General features: G+C 57.4%; 16 protein-coding genes. 8 read left to right on the top strand and 8 right to left on the bottom strand.

Features of this window, described 5'->3' with window-relative positions; genetic code table 11:
* Positions 1–159 precede the first annotated feature (159 nt).
* Both ACR0LX_RS22335 and ACR0LX_RS22330 read right to left on the bottom strand, forming a co-directional pair.
* A complete protein-coding gene (locus tag ACR0LX_RS22335; protein WP_480785539.1) occupies positions 160–1,239 on the bottom strand; it encodes an NAD(P)H-dependent flavin oxidoreductase in 1,080 nt (359 codons plus the stop codon).
* 289 nt (positions 1,240–1,528) lie between these two features.
* Positions 1,529–3,130, bottom strand: a complete 1,602-nt coding sequence (locus ACR0LX_RS22330; protein WP_480577963.1) for a BCCT family transporter — start codon at positions 3,128–3,130, stop codon at positions 1,529–1,531.
* Between the two features lie 279 nt (positions 3,131–3,409).
* Between ACR0LX_RS22330 and ACR0LX_RS22325 the strand changes: the two genes are divergently transcribed.
* The 4 genes from ACR0LX_RS22325 to pnp all read left to right on the top strand — a co-directional run bounded on the left by ACR0LX_RS22325 (position 3,410) and on the right by pnp (position 6,913).
* On the top strand, positions 3,410–3,763 hold the full coding sequence (locus tag ACR0LX_RS22325) for an ArsR/SmtB family transcription factor (RefSeq protein WP_480785538.1): 354 nt from the start codon (positions 3,410–3,412) through the stop codon (positions 3,761–3,763).
* Positions 3,744–4,166 (top strand): SRPBCC family protein, encoded by a 423-nt coding sequence (locus tag ACR0LX_RS22320; protein ID WP_480785537.1) that lies wholly within the window; start codon positions 3,744–3,746, stop codon positions 4,164–4,166. Before ACR0LX_RS22325 ends, ACR0LX_RS22320 begins: the two co-directional genes overlap by 20 nt.
* A complete protein-coding gene (locus ACR0LX_RS22315) occupies positions 4,166–4,531 on the top strand; it encodes a DUF1761 domain-containing protein (RefSeq protein ID WP_480785536.1) in 366 nt (121 codons plus the stop codon). The genes ACR0LX_RS22320 and ACR0LX_RS22315 overlap by 1 nt, the downstream gene beginning before the upstream one ends.
* A 231-nt stretch (positions 4,532–4,762) precedes the next feature.
* Positions 4,763–6,913 carry a polyribonucleotide nucleotidyltransferase gene (pnp, locus tag ACR0LX_RS22310; RefSeq protein ID WP_480785535.1) on the top strand — a complete coding sequence of 717 codons (2,151 nt, stop codon included), beginning with the start codon at positions 4,763–4,765 and terminating at the stop codon, positions 6,911–6,913.
* A 100-nt stretch (positions 6,914–7,013) separates the two neighbouring features.
* Here the strand turns inward: pnp and ACR0LX_RS22305 are convergent, their stop codons facing one another.
* Positions 7,014–8,480, bottom strand: a complete 1,467-nt coding sequence (locus ACR0LX_RS22305; RefSeq protein ID WP_480785534.1) for a pyridoxal phosphate-dependent decarboxylase family protein — start codon at positions 8,478–8,480, stop codon at positions 7,014–7,016.
* A gap of 190 nt (positions 8,481–8,670) precedes the next feature.
* On the bottom strand, positions 8,671–9,321 hold the full coding sequence (locus tag ACR0LX_RS22300) for a peroxiredoxin (protein WP_170521286.1): 651 nt from the start codon (positions 9,319–9,321) through the stop codon (positions 8,671–8,673).
* Positions 9,322–9,539: 218 nt separating this feature from the next.
* Between ACR0LX_RS22300 and ACR0LX_RS22295 the strand changes: the two genes are divergently transcribed.
* Positions 9,540–10,979 carry an aldehyde dehydrogenase family protein gene (locus tag ACR0LX_RS22295; RefSeq protein WP_480785533.1) on the top strand — a complete coding sequence of 480 codons (1,440 nt, stop codon included), beginning with the start codon at positions 9,540–9,542 and terminating at the stop codon, positions 10,977–10,979.
* Positions 10,980–11,037: 58 nt separating this feature from the next.
* Here ACR0LX_RS22295 and ACR0LX_RS22290 read toward each other — a convergent pair whose 3' ends face one another.
* The 3 genes from ACR0LX_RS22290 to ACR0LX_RS22280 form a co-directional block, all read right to left on the bottom strand.
* Entirely contained in the window at positions 11,038–11,472 is a 435-nt protein-coding gene (locus ACR0LX_RS22290; RefSeq protein ID WP_480785532.1) for a glyoxalase superfamily protein, read from the bottom strand.
* Between the two features lie 177 nt (positions 11,473–11,649).
* Positions 11,650–12,501, bottom strand: a complete 852-nt coding sequence (locus ACR0LX_RS22285; RefSeq protein WP_480785531.1) for a bifunctional helix-turn-helix domain-containing protein/methylated-DNA--[protein]-cysteine S-methyltransferase — start codon at positions 12,499–12,501, stop codon at positions 11,650–11,652.
* 68 nt (positions 12,502–12,569) lie between these two features.
* Entirely contained in the window at positions 12,570–13,613 is a 1,044-nt protein-coding gene (locus tag ACR0LX_RS22280; RefSeq protein WP_480785530.1) for a heme-binding protein, read from the bottom strand.
* Between the two features lie 215 nt (positions 13,614–13,828).
* Here ACR0LX_RS22280 and nth point away from each other — a divergent pair, with 215 nt between their 5' ends.
* Positions 13,829–14,473, top strand: a complete 645-nt coding sequence (gene nth, locus ACR0LX_RS22275; protein ID WP_480785529.1) for an endonuclease III — start codon at positions 13,829–13,831, stop codon at positions 14,471–14,473.
* Positions 14,470–15,459 (top strand): adenosine kinase, encoded by a 990-nt coding sequence (locus ACR0LX_RS22270; RefSeq protein WP_480785528.1) that lies wholly within the window; start codon positions 14,470–14,472, stop codon positions 15,457–15,459. Before nth ends, ACR0LX_RS22270 begins: the two co-directional genes overlap by 4 nt.
* 92 nt (positions 15,460–15,551) lie before the next feature.
* On the opposite strand, the gene ACR0LX_RS22265 is transcribed toward ACR0LX_RS22270, so the two are convergent.
* On the bottom strand, positions 15,552–16,496 hold the full coding sequence (locus ACR0LX_RS22265) for an alpha/beta hydrolase (protein WP_480785527.1): 945 nt from the start codon (positions 16,494–16,496) through the stop codon (positions 15,552–15,554).
* Between the two features lie 117 nt (positions 16,497–16,613).
* On the opposite strand from ACR0LX_RS22265, the gene ACR0LX_RS22260 reads away from it, so the two are divergent.
* On the top strand, positions 16,614–17,204 hold the full coding sequence (locus tag ACR0LX_RS22260; protein ID WP_480785526.1) for a TetR/AcrR family transcriptional regulator: 591 nt from the start codon (positions 16,614–16,616) through the stop codon (positions 17,202–17,204).
* Positions 17,205–17,341: the final 137 nt, after the last annotated feature.

Genomic DNA, 17,341 nt, shown 5'->3' with positions numbered 1-17,341 from the left:
ACCTAGACTGACGGGATGAAGGGAAGGCGGAAGCCTATTGAGTCCGCATCCTGAACGCGCCCAAACGGCGACTTCTTCAACACTATCCGGATTAAGTGTGAATTCGCCGCAGTTGCGTTTATGGCGGGCTTTCGGACTCAAGAATTTGGCCGGCCGGCCCTAGATTGACAACGTTCCAACCAAGTCCTGCGCTTCCTTCATCAGGCCCTCGATAATCTGCTCTGCAGTCCCTTCCTTATTCAAAGCCGCAGCTTGCCCATACAGCAGAAACTGATGCTCCAGATCATCTTCGGCAATGCCATGGCGTTTGATCGGACCGCTATAGTTATACATCAGCGGAAAGGCTGGCAGCTTTGGTCGACCCTGCGCCAGTTGAGTGGAATACGGCGTCTTTCGCGCCCTGCAGGGCCGTCCCGAGAAAGCGCGGGACAGATGGGTATCTTCATCACTGGCATTCATCAGCGCGTTGTAGTGTACGTCAGTTATCGGAGCTTCCGCACAGGTGAGGAAGGCTGTACCCATCCATACGGCGTCTGCACCCAGGGCACGGCAGGCGACAATTCCACGCCCGTCTGCAATTCCTCCCGCTGCGACGACCAGACAATCCACCGCATCGCGGATTTGAGGCACAAGAGCCAGGGTACCGATGCCAACATCTTCGTAGTCTGCGACAAACGAGCCTCGGTGACCGCCCGCTTCCCAACCTTGTGCAACGACAACGTCAATGCCCGCTTTTTCCAACGCAAGTGCTTCGTTGACAGTTGTTGCAGTCGCCGCAATCACAATATCCGCGCCCTGAAGCTTGGAGATGATCGAAGGGTCCGGGCAACCGAAGTGAAAACTGACCATCGCAGGCGCTTCTTCGATCAGCAGGTTGAGTTTGTCCGTATCAAACGTCTCTGCTTCTGTCTCCGAGGCGTCGGCAGGGAGGTCCAATCCTAAATCCCGATAGAATGGGGCGACAAGTGCGCGAGCTTGTTCGTCCAAATCAGGATCAAACTCTGGCTGTTTGTGAAGAAAAAAGTTCAGATTGAAAGGTTTGTCCGTCAACTGCTTCATTTCTGCGATACGCTGGCCCAGCTCGTCTACCGACATCTCGGAGCACCCAAGCGAACCCAGGCCTCCGGCGTTGCATACTGCGGATGCAAGCGGAACGAGCGGTTTCTGCAGAATCATCGGCGCTTGTACGATTGGATGCTTCAGCCCTAGCCGCTCGCTGAATTTTGAAGAATTCCACATATCACTTACCTTTTAACTGCCCGGAGTTTTGCCCGATTTCTCTGCATGCTCACACCCGTAAGCGACCCCGAGAAAGGTTTTGAGAATAAGCGGACCCCTCTGCTGCCGAAGTTTCAGTGAAAACAACCATTCATTCAAGTTGCAGCACTCGTCACATTGATCTCTGACCTGTCAAATGCGCTCGTCGCGTTGCGCCCGACGGCTTAAGACAATTCGGTACAAAAAAGTCTCGCTGCAGAGAAAAACGCCCGCCGTGCGGCGGGCGCTTCCATTAGCTAGGGATCTTTCCCTACATCTTCGACTGTTCCGATTTCAGCGCCAGCCACAGGCAGTAGCACATGATCAAAACCACCAGCGTGAAGGGGATGCCGGTTGATACCGCAGCCCCTTGCAGCGCCGAAAGGCCTCCGCCCAGCAGCAAGGCAATGGCGACCAGGCCTTCAAGCGTGCACCAGAACACGCGCTGGATCACCGGGGCGTCCATCTTGCCGCCAGCAGTAATCGTGTCGATCACCAGCGATCCCGAGTCGGACGAGGTGACAAAGAAGACAACGATCAGGACCAACGCGATCGGAGCGATCAGGCCGTAAAGCGGAAGCTCTTGCAGGAAGCCGAACAGCGCACCCTCGGGGGCATAGCTGTCGATCACCGTGGCGCGGACACCTTCGGCTCCGCCTGCGTTCAGCATGTCGATGGCGGCACCGCCAAAGGTCGACATCCACAAGGCGCAGACAGCCGTGGGGGCCAGCAAGGCGCAGATCACGAACTCACGCACCGTGCGGCCTTTGGAGATGCGGGCGATGAACATGCCCACAAACGGAGACCACGCGATCCACCACGCCCAATAGAAGGTCGTCCAGCCGTGGAAATAACTCGTGTCCTCTCGCCCGAACGGGTTGGACAGCGCCGGAAGGTGCAGCACGTAGTCCACCATCACGTTGAAATACCGTGCGATGGCTGTGCCGATGCCGGTGACGAGGATGACAAAGATGAACAGGCCAACCGCCATGATCATGTTGATCTCGCTCAACCGCTTGACGCCAGCATCCATGCCCATCAGGACCGAGCCCATCGCAATCATCGTGATGCCGATGATCAAAAGGACGGTCACGGTCGGGCTTGGTTCGATCCCGAAGACCGCATTCAACCCCGAAGCAACCTGTTGCGCCCCCAGACCCAGCGAGGTCGTCAGGCCGAACAGCGTGGCAAACACCGCCAGCGTGTCGATGATATGACCCCACCAGCCCCACACGCGCTCGCCGAGGATCGGATAGAATGCCGAGCGCAAAGTCAGCGGCAGATCAAGGTTGTAGGCAAAAATCGCAAGGCTGAGGCCAACCGCAGCATAGACTGCCCAGCCTTCCAGACCCCAATGGTGAATGGTGCCGACGATGCCTGCGTATTCATTGCCCGGAACCGCGATATCGATACCCAAAGGCACCGCATTGCCGTCTTCGGCAAAGTTGTAGTAGACCGGCTCCATCACGCCGAAGAACAGCAGACCGATGCCGATGCCGGCCGCGAACATCATCGCGATCCATCCGGCGTACGAATAATCTGGTTTTGCGTCCTTGCCGCCGATCCTGACCTTACCAACAGGCAGAATGATCAGCGCCAGACAGAACAAGGTTATCGCATCGACTGAAAGTACCAGAAACCAGTCAAACGTGCTTGTCAGCCACGGCCGAAGCCAGCCAAAGAAGGTTGCTGCTGCTTCCTGATTGGCCAATGAGATCAGCACGAAGGCAAAGATCAGGATGCTCGAGATAAGAAAGACCGGGTTGTGAATATCCAGACCAAACGGTCTGACATTGTCCTGCCCCAGTTCGTACTCCGTTTCAAAGTCATAGATCCGCGGATCCGGATCCAGCATTTTCTTTGTTTCCGCCATTCGTCTGCCCTTCTGTTCGCTAAGTGCAAACGCCAAGGTTTTTGACCTGCGGACGGAGACGAGTGTGTTTTCCCTTGGCGTATTTCCGTCGTATCGACCGCGGGCTTCGTGGTAACAGCCTACACGCGCACCAGAATTTTACCAAACGCATTCCATGCGTAGAATGTTAGCGCCGTTTCCTGCTGCACGATCTCGTCCGAACGACTGGCCAATCTGGCAGAACTCATGTTATTCACCCAAATGGTTGACTGAAGCAGTATAAGGATGTAATTCATCCAAATGGTTGAACGAGAGAGTCAGTATGACCTCAATGCAATATTGAAAGCCGCATCCGATCCAACGCGCCGTGAGATACTGACGATGCTAGCGCAGCAAGGTCCTTTGCGGGTGACGGATATCGCGCGGCAATTCGATATGAGCCTCAACTCGGTGTCCAAGCACATCAAGGTGCTGGAAAACGCCGAACTGGTGCAGCGCAGGACCGAATGGCGCGAACACCTGATTGAGGTGCAGATGGCCCCCTTGTCAGCCGTGGACGACTGGTTTGCCGGGCTGCGTTCGATTTGGGCGCTTCGGCTGGACGCCCTGGAAACTGCTTTGGAGGACCCAGAAGATGACGGAACTGTCACTTGAAATCACACGCGCTATCCCGCACCCGCCTGAAAAGGTGTTCGATGCGTGGCTGAACCCGGAAATGTTGGCCAAGTTCATGCTGCCCGGACCAGGAATGACCGTGCCAGAGGCGCAGTCCGACGCAAAAGTTGGGGGTCGGTTCAAGATCATCATGCGCGCGCCCGAGGCGGGCAATCTGCCGCATGAGGGCGAATACAAGGTCATCGATCGGCCCAACCGGCTGCAATTCACTTGGAACTCTCCATACAGTCAGGATGATTCCACAGTCACCCTGGACTTTACGCCAACCGATGCCGGGACCGAACTGCGCCTGCATCACATCCGCTTCCCGTCACAGGAAAGCCGCGACAATCACGAAGGCGGATGGACTGCGATCCTCGTGGCACTGGAGGGGGCATTGTAATGAACTGGTTGGCATTGGGAACTGGGGTAATCGCAGCATTCCTGCTGGGATGGCTGGTTTATGGACCGATTGGATTTCAGAAACGCTGGGCCGAAGGAACGCGGATTGACCCGACACCGCCGGACTCACCGCCTTTGGCACAGATGGCCACACAGATCGTGTTTCTGGTCCTGTTGGCCACCATCATAGCCGTCACCGAAACCACCAACAATTTGGGCGTTGCGCTGCTGGCGATCCTCACGGTTGCGGCGCAGGCAGCATCGGTCGGCGCCTGGGCTCAGAAAAGTGGCTTTGCGATCATGGTCGATACCGGCTACGCGCTGGGATGTGGCGTCGTGATGATCCTCGCGCACGCGATCCTCTGAGCATAATTGGCCCGGTTCGCAGTAGACCGGGCAAACGCTGGGCGGTCTTCGCCGGGCCCTGTGCGGTTCCCCTTTCCTTTGGGTCCTTTCTCATGTATGCGCGCGATATCTGAGACGTTGTGCCCTGACCTCGGCACTCGAATGGAAGATAAAGTGGGGTCGGCGGCAATGGGGCCGCCATGCAAACCGGAGACCCGCAGGGGCGGGAGTGCTCCGTTCTAGGATACGCATATGTTTGATGTAACAAAGAAATCAATGCAGTGGGGCGAAGAGACGCTGACACTGGAAACCGGCAAGGTTGCCCGTCAGGCTGACGGCAGTGTGATCGCCACGCTGGGCGAAACCAGCGTCATGGCGAACGTGACCTTTGCGCGGGCGCAAAAACCCGGTCAGGACTTTTTCCCGCTGACCGTCCACTACCAAGAGAAATACTATGCCGCCGGTAAGGTTCCGGGTGGCTTCTTCAAGCGCGAGGCGCGCCCGACCGAGAAAGAGACGCTGACCGCGCGTCTGATCGACCGTCCGATCCGCCCGCTGTTCGTTGACGGCTTCAAGAACGAAGTTCTGGTGATGTGCACCGTGCTGTCCCACGATCTGGTCAACGACCCCGATATCGTCGCGATGATCGCGGCTTCGGCTGCGCTGACCATTTCCGGCGCGCCGTTCATGGGCCCGATCGCCGGTGCCCGCGTTGGTTTCGAGGATGGCGAATATGTCCTGAACCCGACCGTCGACGACATGCAGGACCTGCGCCTGAACCCTGAACAGCGTCTGGATCTGGTTGTTGCCGGTACCAAAGACGCCGTGATGATGGTGGAATCGGAAGCCTACGAGCTGTCCGAGGCCGAAATGCTGGGCGCTGTAAACTTTGCGCATGAGCAGATTCAGCCGGTGATCGACCTGATCATCTCGCTGGCTGAAGAAGCCGCGAAAGAGCCGTTTGACTTCCAGGCACCGGATTACTCTGACCTGTACGCTGCCGTTAAGGCCGCCGGTGAAGAGCAGATGCGCGCCGCCTTCGCGATCACCGACAAGCAAGAGCGCACCGCCGCAGTTGCCGCTGCCCGTGAAGCGATCAAGGAAGCACTGACCGAGGAACAGCTGGAAGACGGCAACCTGGGTTCCGCGATGAAAAAGTTGGAAGCCGGCATTCTGCGCGGCGACGTCGTCAAAGGCGGCAAGCGGATCGACGGTCGTTCGACTACGGACATCCGTTCGATCGTTGCAGAAACTTCGATGCTGCCGCGGACCCACGGTTCGGCTCTGTTCACCCGTGGTGAAACACAGGCACTGGCTGTGACCACGCTGGGCACCGGTGATGACGAACAGTTCATCGACGCGCTGCATGGCAACTTCAAATCGAACTTCCTGCTGCACTACAACTTCCCGCCCTATTCGGTTGGTGAAGTTGGCCGCGTTGGAGGCCCCGGCCGTCGTGAGATCGGCCACGGCAAGCTGGCATGGCGTGCGCTTCAGGCGGTTCTGCCTGCGGCGACCGACTTCCCCTACACGATCCGCATCGTGTCCGAGATCACCGAATCCAACGGATCGTCCTCGATGGCGTCGGTCTGCGGCGGTTCGCTGTCGATGATGGACGCGGGTGTTCCGCTAAAAGCACCGGTTGCCGGTGTGGCCATGGGCCTGATCCTGGAAGATGACGGCAACTATGCCATCCTGTCGGACATTCTGGGTGACGAAGACCACCTGGGCGACATGGACTTCAAAGTTGCCGGTACCGAAAACGGCATCACCTCGCTGCAGATGGACATCAAGGTCGCAGGCATCACGCCCGAGATCATGGAGAAAGCCCTGGCGCAAGCCAAGGACGGCCGGATGCACATTCTGGGCGAGATGGGCAAAGCCCTGTCCGAGACCAACGAATTCTCGGTCCACGCCCCGCGCATCGAGACCATGAACATCCCCACCGACAAGATCCGCGAAGTGATCGGTTCGGGCGGTAAAGTTATCCGCGAAATCGTCGAGGTTTCGGGTGCCAAGGTCGACATCAACGACGACGGCGTGATCAAGATCGCCTCGCCCGACGGTGAATCGATCAAGAAGGCCTATGAGATGATCCACTCGATCGTTGCTGAGCCTGAAGAGGGTCAGATCTATACCGGTAAAGTGGTCAAGATCGTCGACTTCGGTGCCTTCGTAAACTTCTTTGGCAAGCGCGACGGTCTGGTGCACGTGTCCCAGATCGAAAACCGCCGCCTGAACCATCCGTCGGATGTTCTGAAGGAAGGTCAGGAAGTAAAGGTCAAGCTGCTGGGCTTCGACGATCGCGGCAAGGTCCGCCTGTCGATGAAAGTTGTCGATCAGGAAACCGGCGAAGAGATCGTGCCTGAGAAGAAGGAAAAGAAAGAGGAAAGCGCAGAGTAATCTGAGCTTTCATCGCAAACACGAAAGACCCCGGGTTTTCCGGGGTCTTTTTTTGCACGCCAAACAAAAAATGCCAAACTGATCAGGCGAGCCCTTCGGGCTAGACACCAGCGTGGCGCTCGCTCTCGACCTCGGCACCGATGCGCAAGACTCCGTCCAGAAATAGATCCAGATCCTGCCGTTGCGTGCGGTGATTGTTAACCGCGACGCGCAGACAGTGTTTTCCATCCAACGTCGTGTCCGATGGGATCGCAAGACCGGATTCCTGAACGCGCAGCATGATTTCAGTATTCATCTCTTTCAAGCGATCTTCGTCTGTCTCACCGTTTGCATATCTGAAACACACGATGTTCAGATCCACTGGTGCAATCAGCTCAAGCTTGGGGTTGGCGTCGATCAGTTGCTCCAAATGCCGCGCCTGATCAATGTTCTGGTCAATCAGGCGACCCAGCTTCTCGACCCCGTTTTCCTTCAAAGACATCCATATCTTGAGCGCCTTGAAACCCCGGCTGAGTTCAAAACTGTAATCGGCCAGAAACTTGCCCGCTATCAGCCCGCGTTCCTGCATTTGCAGGTAATCGCCATGCATCTCCAAAGTGTTGAAATGCAACCGTTCGTCCCGGATCAGAACGCACCCTGCTTCGAACGGGGTGTGCAACCATTTATGCGGGTCCAATGCAATGGAATCCGCCAATTCGATGCCATCGACCAGCCCCCTATGGCGGGAAGACAAGCGCAGAAATGCACCGATACATCCATCAACATGGAACCACATGCCCTCGCGGCGACAGATTTCGGCAATCGAAATCAAGTCGTCCAAGGCGCCGGTATTCGTCGTGCCCGCCGTTCCGATGACACAGGCCGGTTTGATGCCGTTGGCCCGATCCTCTGCAATAGCCGCCTCGAGCGCTGGAATGCTCATCCGGTTATGGTCGTCGCTTTCAATTTCCCTAAGTGCTTTCGCGCCGTGACCCATGGTCTCAAGCGCCTTCTGATGACAACTATGGACCTGATCTGATGCATAGAACCTCAGCGGCTGCGGCATCCCCAAAATCCCTTCGACGCGAACATCCACACCGGCAAGCGCGTTACGCGCGACATTCAGCGCAACCATATTGGCCATCGAACCACCGCTGGTAAGGGTGCCACTGGCATCCTCGGGAAAACCCATCAGTTCCTTGAACCAGTCGACAACCTGAGTGTCCATCATTGCGGCAGCGGTCGTGCCCCCACCCAAGTTTGACCCGTCAACAGCTGCCAGAAAATCGCCCAAAGCGCCGGTAAAATTGGATGACCCCATGTACCAACCCCAAAACCGAGGATGAATATTGCCCATGGAATACGGCAATAGATTTGTCCGAAGTTCGGCGTAGACGGCATCCAGCGGTTGAGGTGCCATCGGAGCAGGCGATTTGAAGAAGTTGCGCACTGCATCTGGCATCTCTTGCCAGACATGGCGGTCTCGGACTTCGGTCAAATGTTCGATCGCGTCGTCAACCATCCGATGTGCAACGTCGCGCGACAGGGTCCAGTCTTCCGGATCCAGAGATTCTTCGAAATTGCTCATGACAACGCCCCCAAGACTAAAGGTTCAAAGTCTGTAGGGTGTCGAATGCTGTGTCAATCGGATGCAAGCCGAGGCGGTGCCGCAAAAGTCTGGACGTGCCTATACGTTCGCTGTCGGTGCGGATTGCAAGAGATGCGGATCACCGGAAAAGTTGGGAAGGCGTGACGCCTCCCCAAATAGTCATACCGGCTTACGACGGCGCTTTGGTTTTGCGCAGATAGGGGAAGATCGTTTCGAACTCGCCGAACTTCTCCTTGGCGTCTTCGTTCGACACGGCTGGCGGGATGATCACATCTTCTCCGGGCACCCAGTTGGCCGGGGTGGCAACACCTTTGGCGGACATCTGTAGCCCGTCGAGCGCGCGCAGGATCTCTGCAAAGTTGCGGCCCACGGTCATCGGATAGGTCATCGACAGTTTCAACTGCTTGTCGGGGCCAATGATAAAGACCGAACGCACGGTGGCACTGTCAGCCGGTGTACGACCGTCGGGCAGATAGGCCTCGGCGGGCAGCATGTCGAAGGCTTTCGACACCGCCAGACCGTCATCGGCGATGATCGGGAAACCGGGATTGGCATTGCCGTAGGCCTCGATATCCTTTTTCCACTTTTTGTGGTCTTCCACCCCATCGACCGACACACCGATCACCTTGGTGTTCCGCGCTGCCCATTCATCGTTCAACTGGGCGACCGCAGAAAACTCGGTGGTGCAGACAGGTGTGAAATCCTTGGGGTGCGAGAACAGAATGGCCCAGCTGTCGCCAATCCAGTCATGGAACTGGACAGTGCCCTGATCCGTTTCTGCGGTAAAATTCGGGACGGTGTCGTTGATACGCAAACCCATAAGGATTCTCCTTTTCGTGAAACAGGCGACTCGGATGCAGCAAACTTAATCACTTTACGGCTGCGATAAACCTTTCAGATGCGTCTAATCCAGGAAAATCCGAATTCGGGCGATATGCAGCTGCCTTTAGGAATCGACTTGCCCAGGCGTTTGACGAATGACAGAGTGCCAAAAAACCGACCGCATGGTCGGCATAACGTGGGTCAGGAGGAGCTGCCATGATCGAAAAGCGCAATTTCTACATCAACGGCGAATGGGTCGCCCCATCCGCGACACATGATTTTCAGGTCATCAACCCGTCGACCGAAGAACCCTGCGCGGTAATTTCGCTTGGGTCCCAGGCAGATACCAACGCCGCCGTGGCCGCCGCCAAAGCCGCCCTGCCCGGCTGGATGGCCACCCCGGTCGAGGACCGCATCGCATTGGTCGAAAAGCTGGTCGAGATCTACCAGACGCGGTCCGAAGATCTTGCCCAGGCGATGTCGCTTGAAATGGGTGCCCCGATCGACATGGCCCGCACGCAGCAATCCGGGGCCGGGATCTGGCACCTGAAGAACTTTGTTCGCGCCGCCAAGGCGTTTCCGTTCGAACGCCCGCTGGGCGAGCACGCCCCGAATGATCGGATCATCCACGAGGCGGTCGGAGTTGCCGCCCTGATCACACCCTGGAACTGGCCGATGAACCAGATCACCCTCAAGGTGGGCGCAGCGGCAATCGCCGGGTGCACGATGGTTCTGAAACCGTCCGAGCAAAGCCCTCTGAACGCGATGATCTTTGCCGAGATGATGGACGAGGCCGGGTTCCCTGCGGGCGTATTCAACCTTGTGAATGGCGACGGGGTGGGCGTCGGCTCGCAACTGTCAAGCCATCCGGATGTGGACATGGTCAGTTTTACCGGTTCGACCCGCGCGGGAACCGCGATTTCCAAAGCCGCCGCTGAGACATTGAAGAAAGTGCATCTGGAACTGGGTGGCAAGGGTGCAAATGTCGTCTTTGCGGATGCAGACGAAAAGGCGGTCAAACGCGGCGTGCTGCACATGATGAACAACACCGGGCAAAGCTGCAACGCCCCGAGCCGTATGCTGGTGCAGCGCCCGATTTACGATCAGGCCGTGGAAACCGCAGCCGAAGTGGCCGGCAAGGTCAGCGTTGGCAGCGCACAAGACGAAGGTCGCCATATCGGTCCGGTTGTGAACGAGGTGCAGTGGACCAAGATTCAGGACCTGATCCAGAAGGGCATTGATGAGGGTGCGCGTCTGGTTGCGGGTGGTACCGGGCGGCCGGAGGGCCTGAACAAGGGTTACTATGTGCGCCCGACGGTATTTGCCGATGCCAACAATCAAATGACCATCGCGCGCGAGGAAATCTTTGGTCCGGTTCTGACCATGATCCCGTTTGATACCGAGGAAGAAGCCATCGAGATCGCCAATGACACGCCCTATGGCCTGACAAACTATGTTCAGACCCAGGACGGCGCGCGCGCCAATCGGATGGCGCGGCAACTGCGCTCGGGCATGGTCGAAATGAACGGCCAGTCGCGCAGCGCGGGCTCGCCTTTTGGGGGCATGAAGCAATCCGGCAACGGACGCGAAGGCGGTGTCTGGGGGTTGGAAGATTTCCTTGAGGTCAAAGCCGTCGGAGGCTGGGCGGCAGAATAACCCCTCCACCTTGCACAATCCAATTGTGAGGCACCCATTCGGGTGCCTCGCTTTGTATTCAGGCTGGACGGACCAAAAGCTGGGGTTCCCCGTCCGAGGTTTTGCGCGACGAGCGGCCATCCCAGCCGATCACTCCGCTGACGCGCTGTCGGAAAGATGAGAAGCTATCGAAGCGCACCACATCCACTGGCGCGTCGAAGTGCAGCGTTAACCGGCGATGTGCTCCGTCGCCCAGTTTCGACAAGCTGCGAATTTCCGCTGTGAAAGGCTGACCCAGATATCGGCCTTTAACTCGGTCACCAACGCGCAAATGGACCCGATTGCCCGCCTGCGCGCTGAGCGTATTCCAATCGCGCAGGCCGTGCTGATGCGCCAACATCTCAAGCGTTTCGCTGTGCGACAGGTGAACACCCTTTGCGCGTAGCCTTTCACGCAGACGTTTCGCCTGCGCCTTCAGCTCCCTTATCGGAGCGATTTCGTTTGATGCAGTCATGGTTTGCCTCGTTTCCTAAAACGGGCGCGAATTCAGGACGGGGTTCGCATTGCCATCCGCGCGCCTGGAAAGGGCAACAGATGTTGAGTCATCGGGTTTCACCAAAGCCAAAGGGCCGCGAACGGCAGGGGACCCGAACCTGCCGCGCCTTTTGGCAGCCTTGGGTCGTTCTGTCAATCAGACGTCAGCTTGCGCCGCCTCATAGGCCAGCATGGCGCGTTTCACGGGCAGGCCCCAATGGTAACCACCCAGACCGCCGGATTTGCGCAAAGCACGGTGACAAGGGATCAGCCAGCTGACCGGGTTGCGACCAACAGCAGTGCCCACTGCGCGAACCGCTTGGGATGATCCGACCCGCTGTGCGATCTCGGAATAGGTTGTGACCTGACCCGACGGGATGTGCATCAGTGCTTCCCACACCTTGATCTGCAAGGGTGAGCCGATCAGGTATAGCGGCGTTGGTTCTACCCGGTTGCTGGCCGCACCAAATGCGCTCAGCACCCAGGGGCGCAGGCGCATGGGATCCTCGACAAAAACCGCCTGCGGCCAGCGCGAGAGCATATCGTCCATCGCGTCTTCCTCGCCGGTTTCGGCCCCAAACGCGATGCCGCAGATGCCCTTGTCGGTGCCCATCACCAGCGCCGGACCAAAGGGGCTTTCGAACCAGCCCCAATAGATGGTCAGACCCGCGCCCTTGCGGGCGTATTCACCGGGACTCATGGATTCCCACTTCAGGAAGAGATCGTGCAGGCGACCACTGCCGGACAGGCCGACATTATGTGCGGTCTCAAGCGTCGTGAAGCGTTCGCGCAGCAATGCCTTGGCATGGCCCAGCGTAAGATATTGCTGGTACCGTTTCGGCGACACGCCGGTCCAGCGTGAGAACAGCCGCTGAAAATGCGCCGGGCTCATGTCCATCTGGCGGGCCAGCTCGTCCAGGCTGAGACCCTCGCCGCCCTGGTCGATCAGGTCGATCGCCCGGCGCATGACATTGTAGTGATAGCCGCTTTCGGGGATCTGAACGTTCATGGTCGCACTCCTTCTACGGGATCAGCATGGCGCGATCCGATGCGAAGTGCGACCCGTTTCTTGCGCTATCAGACTCCGGGCTTGTAGGGATAGCGTTCAGCTTCTTCCGGTGGCGCCACTTTCTCCATCGTGTTGATGCTGACATGCGGCCAACGGATCAGACCGGGCTGCTGACCAAATTTCGGGAAGAAATCCAGCCCCACATTTTGCAGATACATCATCATCAGCTTTGGCTCTTTCCCGACGCCAGGCTCATCCAGTTCCATGATCCAGAAAATCGAATCCATAACCGCCGCATCTGCCTGTTTTTCGATGAAGGGGATGTTGACGATACCGGCTTTCTCAAGCTCGGTATTGAAGGGCAGCACCGTAGTTCTCACCACATTGTCGGGAACGCCCAGTTCCAACAGCTGATGCGGATGAACCGGGTTGAAGCCCTCGAATTGTGGATGCGTGATGTTGCCCTTGAACGGGTTGTCGTTGAAATGCTTGTAGGGCGTCAGATAGCCGCTGTTGAGGTCCTTGGTGGCACCTTCTGGCAAACCGTCCACCGCTGGTATTGTCGGCGGGCCGTTGATGACCTGCGCCTGCCCCAATCCCAGCAGAGAGTTGCCGTGCGGGATGGTTCCAAGCCGCGCAACATCCAGTTCGCTGGTGGTGAAATTCGTCATATGCAGGAACAGGCCGGGCTCGTGGTGGATCGGCAGATCTGCCGGACCTGCCTTGCCGCTGACGGGGTTGTCCTCGGCCGCGAGCTGCGCGATCGATTGCTGATAGTCCAGCGTAACAACGAACTGATCGGTGTCGAAGGACGGGTTGCCCGTCGATGGATCCGGGCGTTCGATCCCTCGGTTCGGCACCGCCTTGTCGACTGTGGTGAATTGCAGCGTTTCTTCGTACTGGTTGACCAGAAGGCGGTAGTTGATCCGACTGCCCGGCTCGGTCGCAAAGGGCAACGCAATCATGTTCCAGCCACGCCCGCGCGTGCCTTCTGCGTTCTTCCATACGCCCGGCAAAAGCTTGAGTGGGCCGAGGTCATCGTCACCTTGATGTGCCAGTTCAACAGACCGGTGAAGGGACTGCATCTTTGCGGCAAGATCTGGGTTCGCCATGAGTAAACCTTTCAATAGGAAATAAGAAAACAACCCGCCGTCGCGGGCAACTAAGCGCTGAAATACAAACTGATACGCGCCTCAGGATTGTAACACAGAATTGCCTTACCCTACGTAAAGCAGTAATGGCTGCGTCCCGTTGAGCAGAATCCCGCTGGTTAAATACCGCACGCCAACTGCTTGCCCTGCGCGGCAATACATGCATACGTCCCCGCATGGCCAAACAGCTCGGATATCACCAGATCCGCGAGATCTTTGCACGGTTTCATGACGCCGACCCCGAACCGAAGGGCGAGTTGGAGCATGTGAACGTCTACACTCTGGTCGTGGCGGTGGCGCTGTCTGCGCAAGCGACGGATGCAGGCGTGAACAAAGCGACGCGTGCACTGTTCAAGATCGCCGACACGCCGCAAAAGATGCTTGATCTGGGCGAAGAGGGGCTGACCGAACATATCAAAACCATCGGGCTGTTCCGGCAAAAGGCCAAGAACGTGATCAAACTCAGCCGGATTCTGGTCGAAGATTATGGCGGCGAGGTGCCCAATTCCCGCGCCGCCCTGCAATCGCTGCCCGGTGTCGGGCGCAAGACAGCCAATGTGGTTCTGAACATGTGGTGGCGGTATCCGGCGCAGGCTGTTGATACCCATATCTTTCGCGTCGGCAACCGGACCGGCATTTGCCCCGGCAAGAACGTGGACGCTGTCGAACGCGCCATCGAAGACAACATCCCGACCGACTATCAGCTGCATGCGCATCACTGGCTGATCCTGCATGGCCGCTATCACTGCAAGGCACGCAAACCGCAGTGCCCGACCTGTATCATCCGCGATCTCTGCGAATTTGAGGACAAGACTCTATGAAAACCTACCAATTGACTGGCATCGGTAATGCCGTTGTGGACGTGATCTCCCAGGCCGATGACAGTTTCCTGGAACTGATGGGCATCGAAAAAGGCATCATGCAGCTGATCGAACGCGATCGCGGCGAGGTCCTTTACGGTGCGATGGAAGGACGGGTGCAGACGCCGGGCGGGTCGGTTGCAAACACGATCGCCGGGGCCGGAGCGCTGGGTCTGGACGCGGCGTTCATCGGACGTGTGCATGATGACGCTTTGGGCCGGTTCTACGCAGATGCGATGAACGAGGATGGCGTCGATTTCGTCAATCCCCCGGTGCCAGGAGGTGAGTTGCCGACATCGCGGTCGATGATCTTTGTCTCACCCGATGGCGAGCGGTCGATGAACACCTATCTGGGCATCTCGTCCGAGCTTTCGTCGCAGGACGTATCGGCCGATGTGGCTGGCAACAGCCAGATCATGTTCCTCGAGGGCTATCTGTTCGACAAGGAAAAGGGCAAGGCGGCTTTTCTTGAGGCGGCGCGCAACTGCCACAAGGGCGGCGGCAAGGCCGGTATCGCAATTTCCGACCCGTTCTGCGTCGAGCGTCACCGGGTCGATTTCCTGCTGCTGATCGAAAACGAACTGGATTTTGTCATCGGCAACGAAGCCGAGATCAAATCGCTGTTCGAAACCGACGATCTGGAAGAAGCATTGGCAAAAACCGCCGCGATTTGCCCTCTGGTCGTGTGCACCCGCTCTGGCGACGGCGTCACCGTTCTGAACGACGGCCAGCGCACGGATGTTGCCGTCGAAAAGGTGGTGCCGGTGGATGCGACCGGCGCAGGCGACCAGTTCGCCGCAGGGTTCCTGTTTGGCATGGCCACAGGCCGCGACTTTGAAACCTGCGCGCGGATCGGCAATGTCTGTGCCCGCGAGGTCATCAGCCATATTGGCCCAAGGCCGGAGGCGAACATGCGCGAGCTTCTGCGCGCCGAAGGGCTGCTTTGAGGCCGTAGCTACCAAATGCTGCGCTTCACACCAATGCCCGCTTGTCAGTAAGGAACAGGCAGAGGACAGTCCTTGACCTCTGCCTTATGGGCTCACCTGTTGAAGAATTCTGCCACAGCATCTGTCGATGCCTTTACAGCCTCAGGCTTGTAGTAGAAATCGACATGGCTGAACTGGTCAAAGGCCACTTCCTCGTGTTCGTTGGTGAGTTTCTCAACAAAGGCAGTTGAGCAAATCGCCGTGACAGCAGTTGTTCCGTAGATCGTCAGAGTGGGCTGCGTGATCTTGTCAGCATAGGCTTCACAGAGCGAGAACAGGGACTGCATGGGCTGATCGCCAATGTGCATATTGGTGTAGTTTGGAACGGCAACTGGGCCTTTGGCACCGTCTCGGCCGTAGTAGTCATAAGTTTCGCCTGCCATCGGGTTGATACCAAGGTCGATGAAATCCTGTCGGGACATCTCGTCGTTTAGGCCGAAGGGGGCGACATAGTCTGGCTCACCGGTCTCATACTGTTTTTGCATTGAGGCGTTTGCTGCGTCGATCATCTGGTTGGCTATGCCTCGGTCGGTCCACTGGAACGCGTCAGAGGCCATCATGCCTGAAACCATGGCTATTTTCTTGATGCGGTGGTCGGTCACCGCTGACGATGCGATGGTCTGACCACCTTGGCAGACGCCAAGTCCGTAGATTTCCTCCACGAACGGCAGGGTGCCCAGATAAGATACGGCGTCCCACGTATTCTCGATCAGGCGGAAATTGTAGCGGGATTGTTTGTGCTCACCCGGCAGAGCCGGGGAGTCGCCCATTCCGAGGTAGTCGAAGCCCAAATAGATGAAGCCTCGTGCGGCCATCTCCGGCCCGTAGGTTGCCGGGATTTGGTCCTTAACCTGTGGGAACGGGCTGGCCCCCACGATAGCCTTATAGGTCTTCGTCTCATCAAAACCTTCGGGCAGGTAAAGATCGCCCGCCAAATCCACGCCGAACGATTTGAAGGTCACTTGGTTTTTGCCTGAGGTAAGGGTCTGGGTTGTCACGGTCTTGCTCCTTTCGGGTTGGAAGGGTCTTTGCCTTGCAAAAGTAAATTGTGAAGTTTACTTATGAGTAAGTGAGGCGTTTGTAAACACAACTTTTTACTTTTTGAGGCAATACCCGTGAAACGTACTGAAAAGAAGCGGAAAGATATTATCGACGCGGCCATAGATGAGTTCCGTGAGCAGGGGTTTCTGGGGGCGAAGACCACCTCAATCGCCAAGAAAGCAAACGTATCGAGTCGTACGCTCTACAATCATTTTGAGAGCAAGGAGGCACTCTTCGAGGCCATCTCGGAGATCATGTTGGAGCAGAACCGGCGTATGGAGCCGGTGGTCTACGACCCAGATCGCGACTTCGCCGAGCAATTGAAGGATGCTCTGTGGCGCTACGTCGAGGTGATAACGGAAGAGACAGCCATCGGATTAAATCGAATGGTCTTGTCAGAGCTGATCCGCGACCTTGATCGATCCCGTCGGTTCTTCACTGAGACCGAGTCACATGACTACCCAATGACGGGCTTGATCGGTGGCGCCATGGACGCGGGCGTGATCCGAAAAGCCGATCCAGCCTTCGCAACGAACCAGCTCCTGGCACTAGTTAAAAACTTCTTCTTCTGGCCGGAGTTCTTCCTCGGCGAGAACCCGACACCGAAAGACGTACTGGACGATTGCGTCGCCATGTTTCTGGCGCACTACAAAGCGGACGTTTGAGTGCTGATCACCAACGGCAGAAAAGCCCGGATAGTGTTGAAAAATCCCGTTGATTGGTTTGCCTGTCGCTGATTCACTCGTTTTTGAGAGTGGAGGTGCGGTGATGATGGGACCGAGGCAGGTGGCGCAAGGGGCGC

The organism is Ruegeria sp. CH11, from assembly GCF_056537105.1.
This window is presented reverse-complemented; position numbering and strand designations above follow the sequence as displayed.

Coding starts and splice junctions, on each gene's coding strand:
- ACR0LX_RS22335 (WP_480785539.1), bottom strand. CDS start 1,239: ATGTGGAATTCTTCAAAATTCAGCGAGCGGCTAGGGCTGAAGCATCCA.
- ACR0LX_RS22330 (WP_480577963.1), bottom strand. CDS start 3,130: ATGGCGGAAACAAAGAAAATGCTGGATCCGGATCCGCGGATCTATGAC.
- ACR0LX_RS22325 (WP_480785538.1), top strand. CDS start 3,410: ATGGTTGAACGAGAGAGTCAGTATGACCTCAATGCAATATTGAAAGCC.
- ACR0LX_RS22320 (WP_480785537.1), top strand. CDS start 3,744: ATGACGGAACTGTCACTTGAAATCACACGCGCTATCCCGCACCCGCCT.
- ACR0LX_RS22315 (WP_480785536.1), top strand. CDS start 4,166: ATGAACTGGTTGGCATTGGGAACTGGGGTAATCGCAGCATTCCTGCTG.
- pnp (WP_480785535.1), top strand. CDS start 4,763: ATGTTTGATGTAACAAAGAAATCAATGCAGTGGGGCGAAGAGACGCTG.
- ACR0LX_RS22305 (WP_480785534.1), bottom strand. CDS start 8,480: ATGAGCAATTTCGAAGAATCTCTGGATCCGGAAGACTGGACCCTGTCG.
- ACR0LX_RS22300 (WP_170521286.1), bottom strand. CDS start 9,321: ATGGGTTTGCGTATCAACGACACCGTCCCGAATTTTACCGCAGAAACG.
- ACR0LX_RS22295 (WP_480785533.1), top strand. CDS start 9,540: ATGATCGAAAAGCGCAATTTCTACATCAACGGCGAATGGGTCGCCCCA.
- ACR0LX_RS22290 (WP_480785532.1), bottom strand. CDS start 11,472: ATGACTGCATCAAACGAAATCGCTCCGATAAGGGAGCTGAAGGCGCAG.
- ACR0LX_RS22285 (WP_480785531.1), bottom strand. CDS start 12,501: ATGAACGTTCAGATCCCCGAAAGCGGCTATCACTACAATGTCATGCGC.
- ACR0LX_RS22280 (WP_480785530.1), bottom strand. CDS start 13,613: ATGGCGAACCCAGATCTTGCCGCAAAGATGCAGTCCCTTCACCGGTCT.
- nth (WP_480785529.1), top strand. CDS start 13,829: ATGGCCAAACAGCTCGGATATCACCAGATCCGCGAGATCTTTGCACGG.
- ACR0LX_RS22270 (WP_480785528.1), top strand. CDS start 14,470: ATGAAAACCTACCAATTGACTGGCATCGGTAATGCCGTTGTGGACGTG.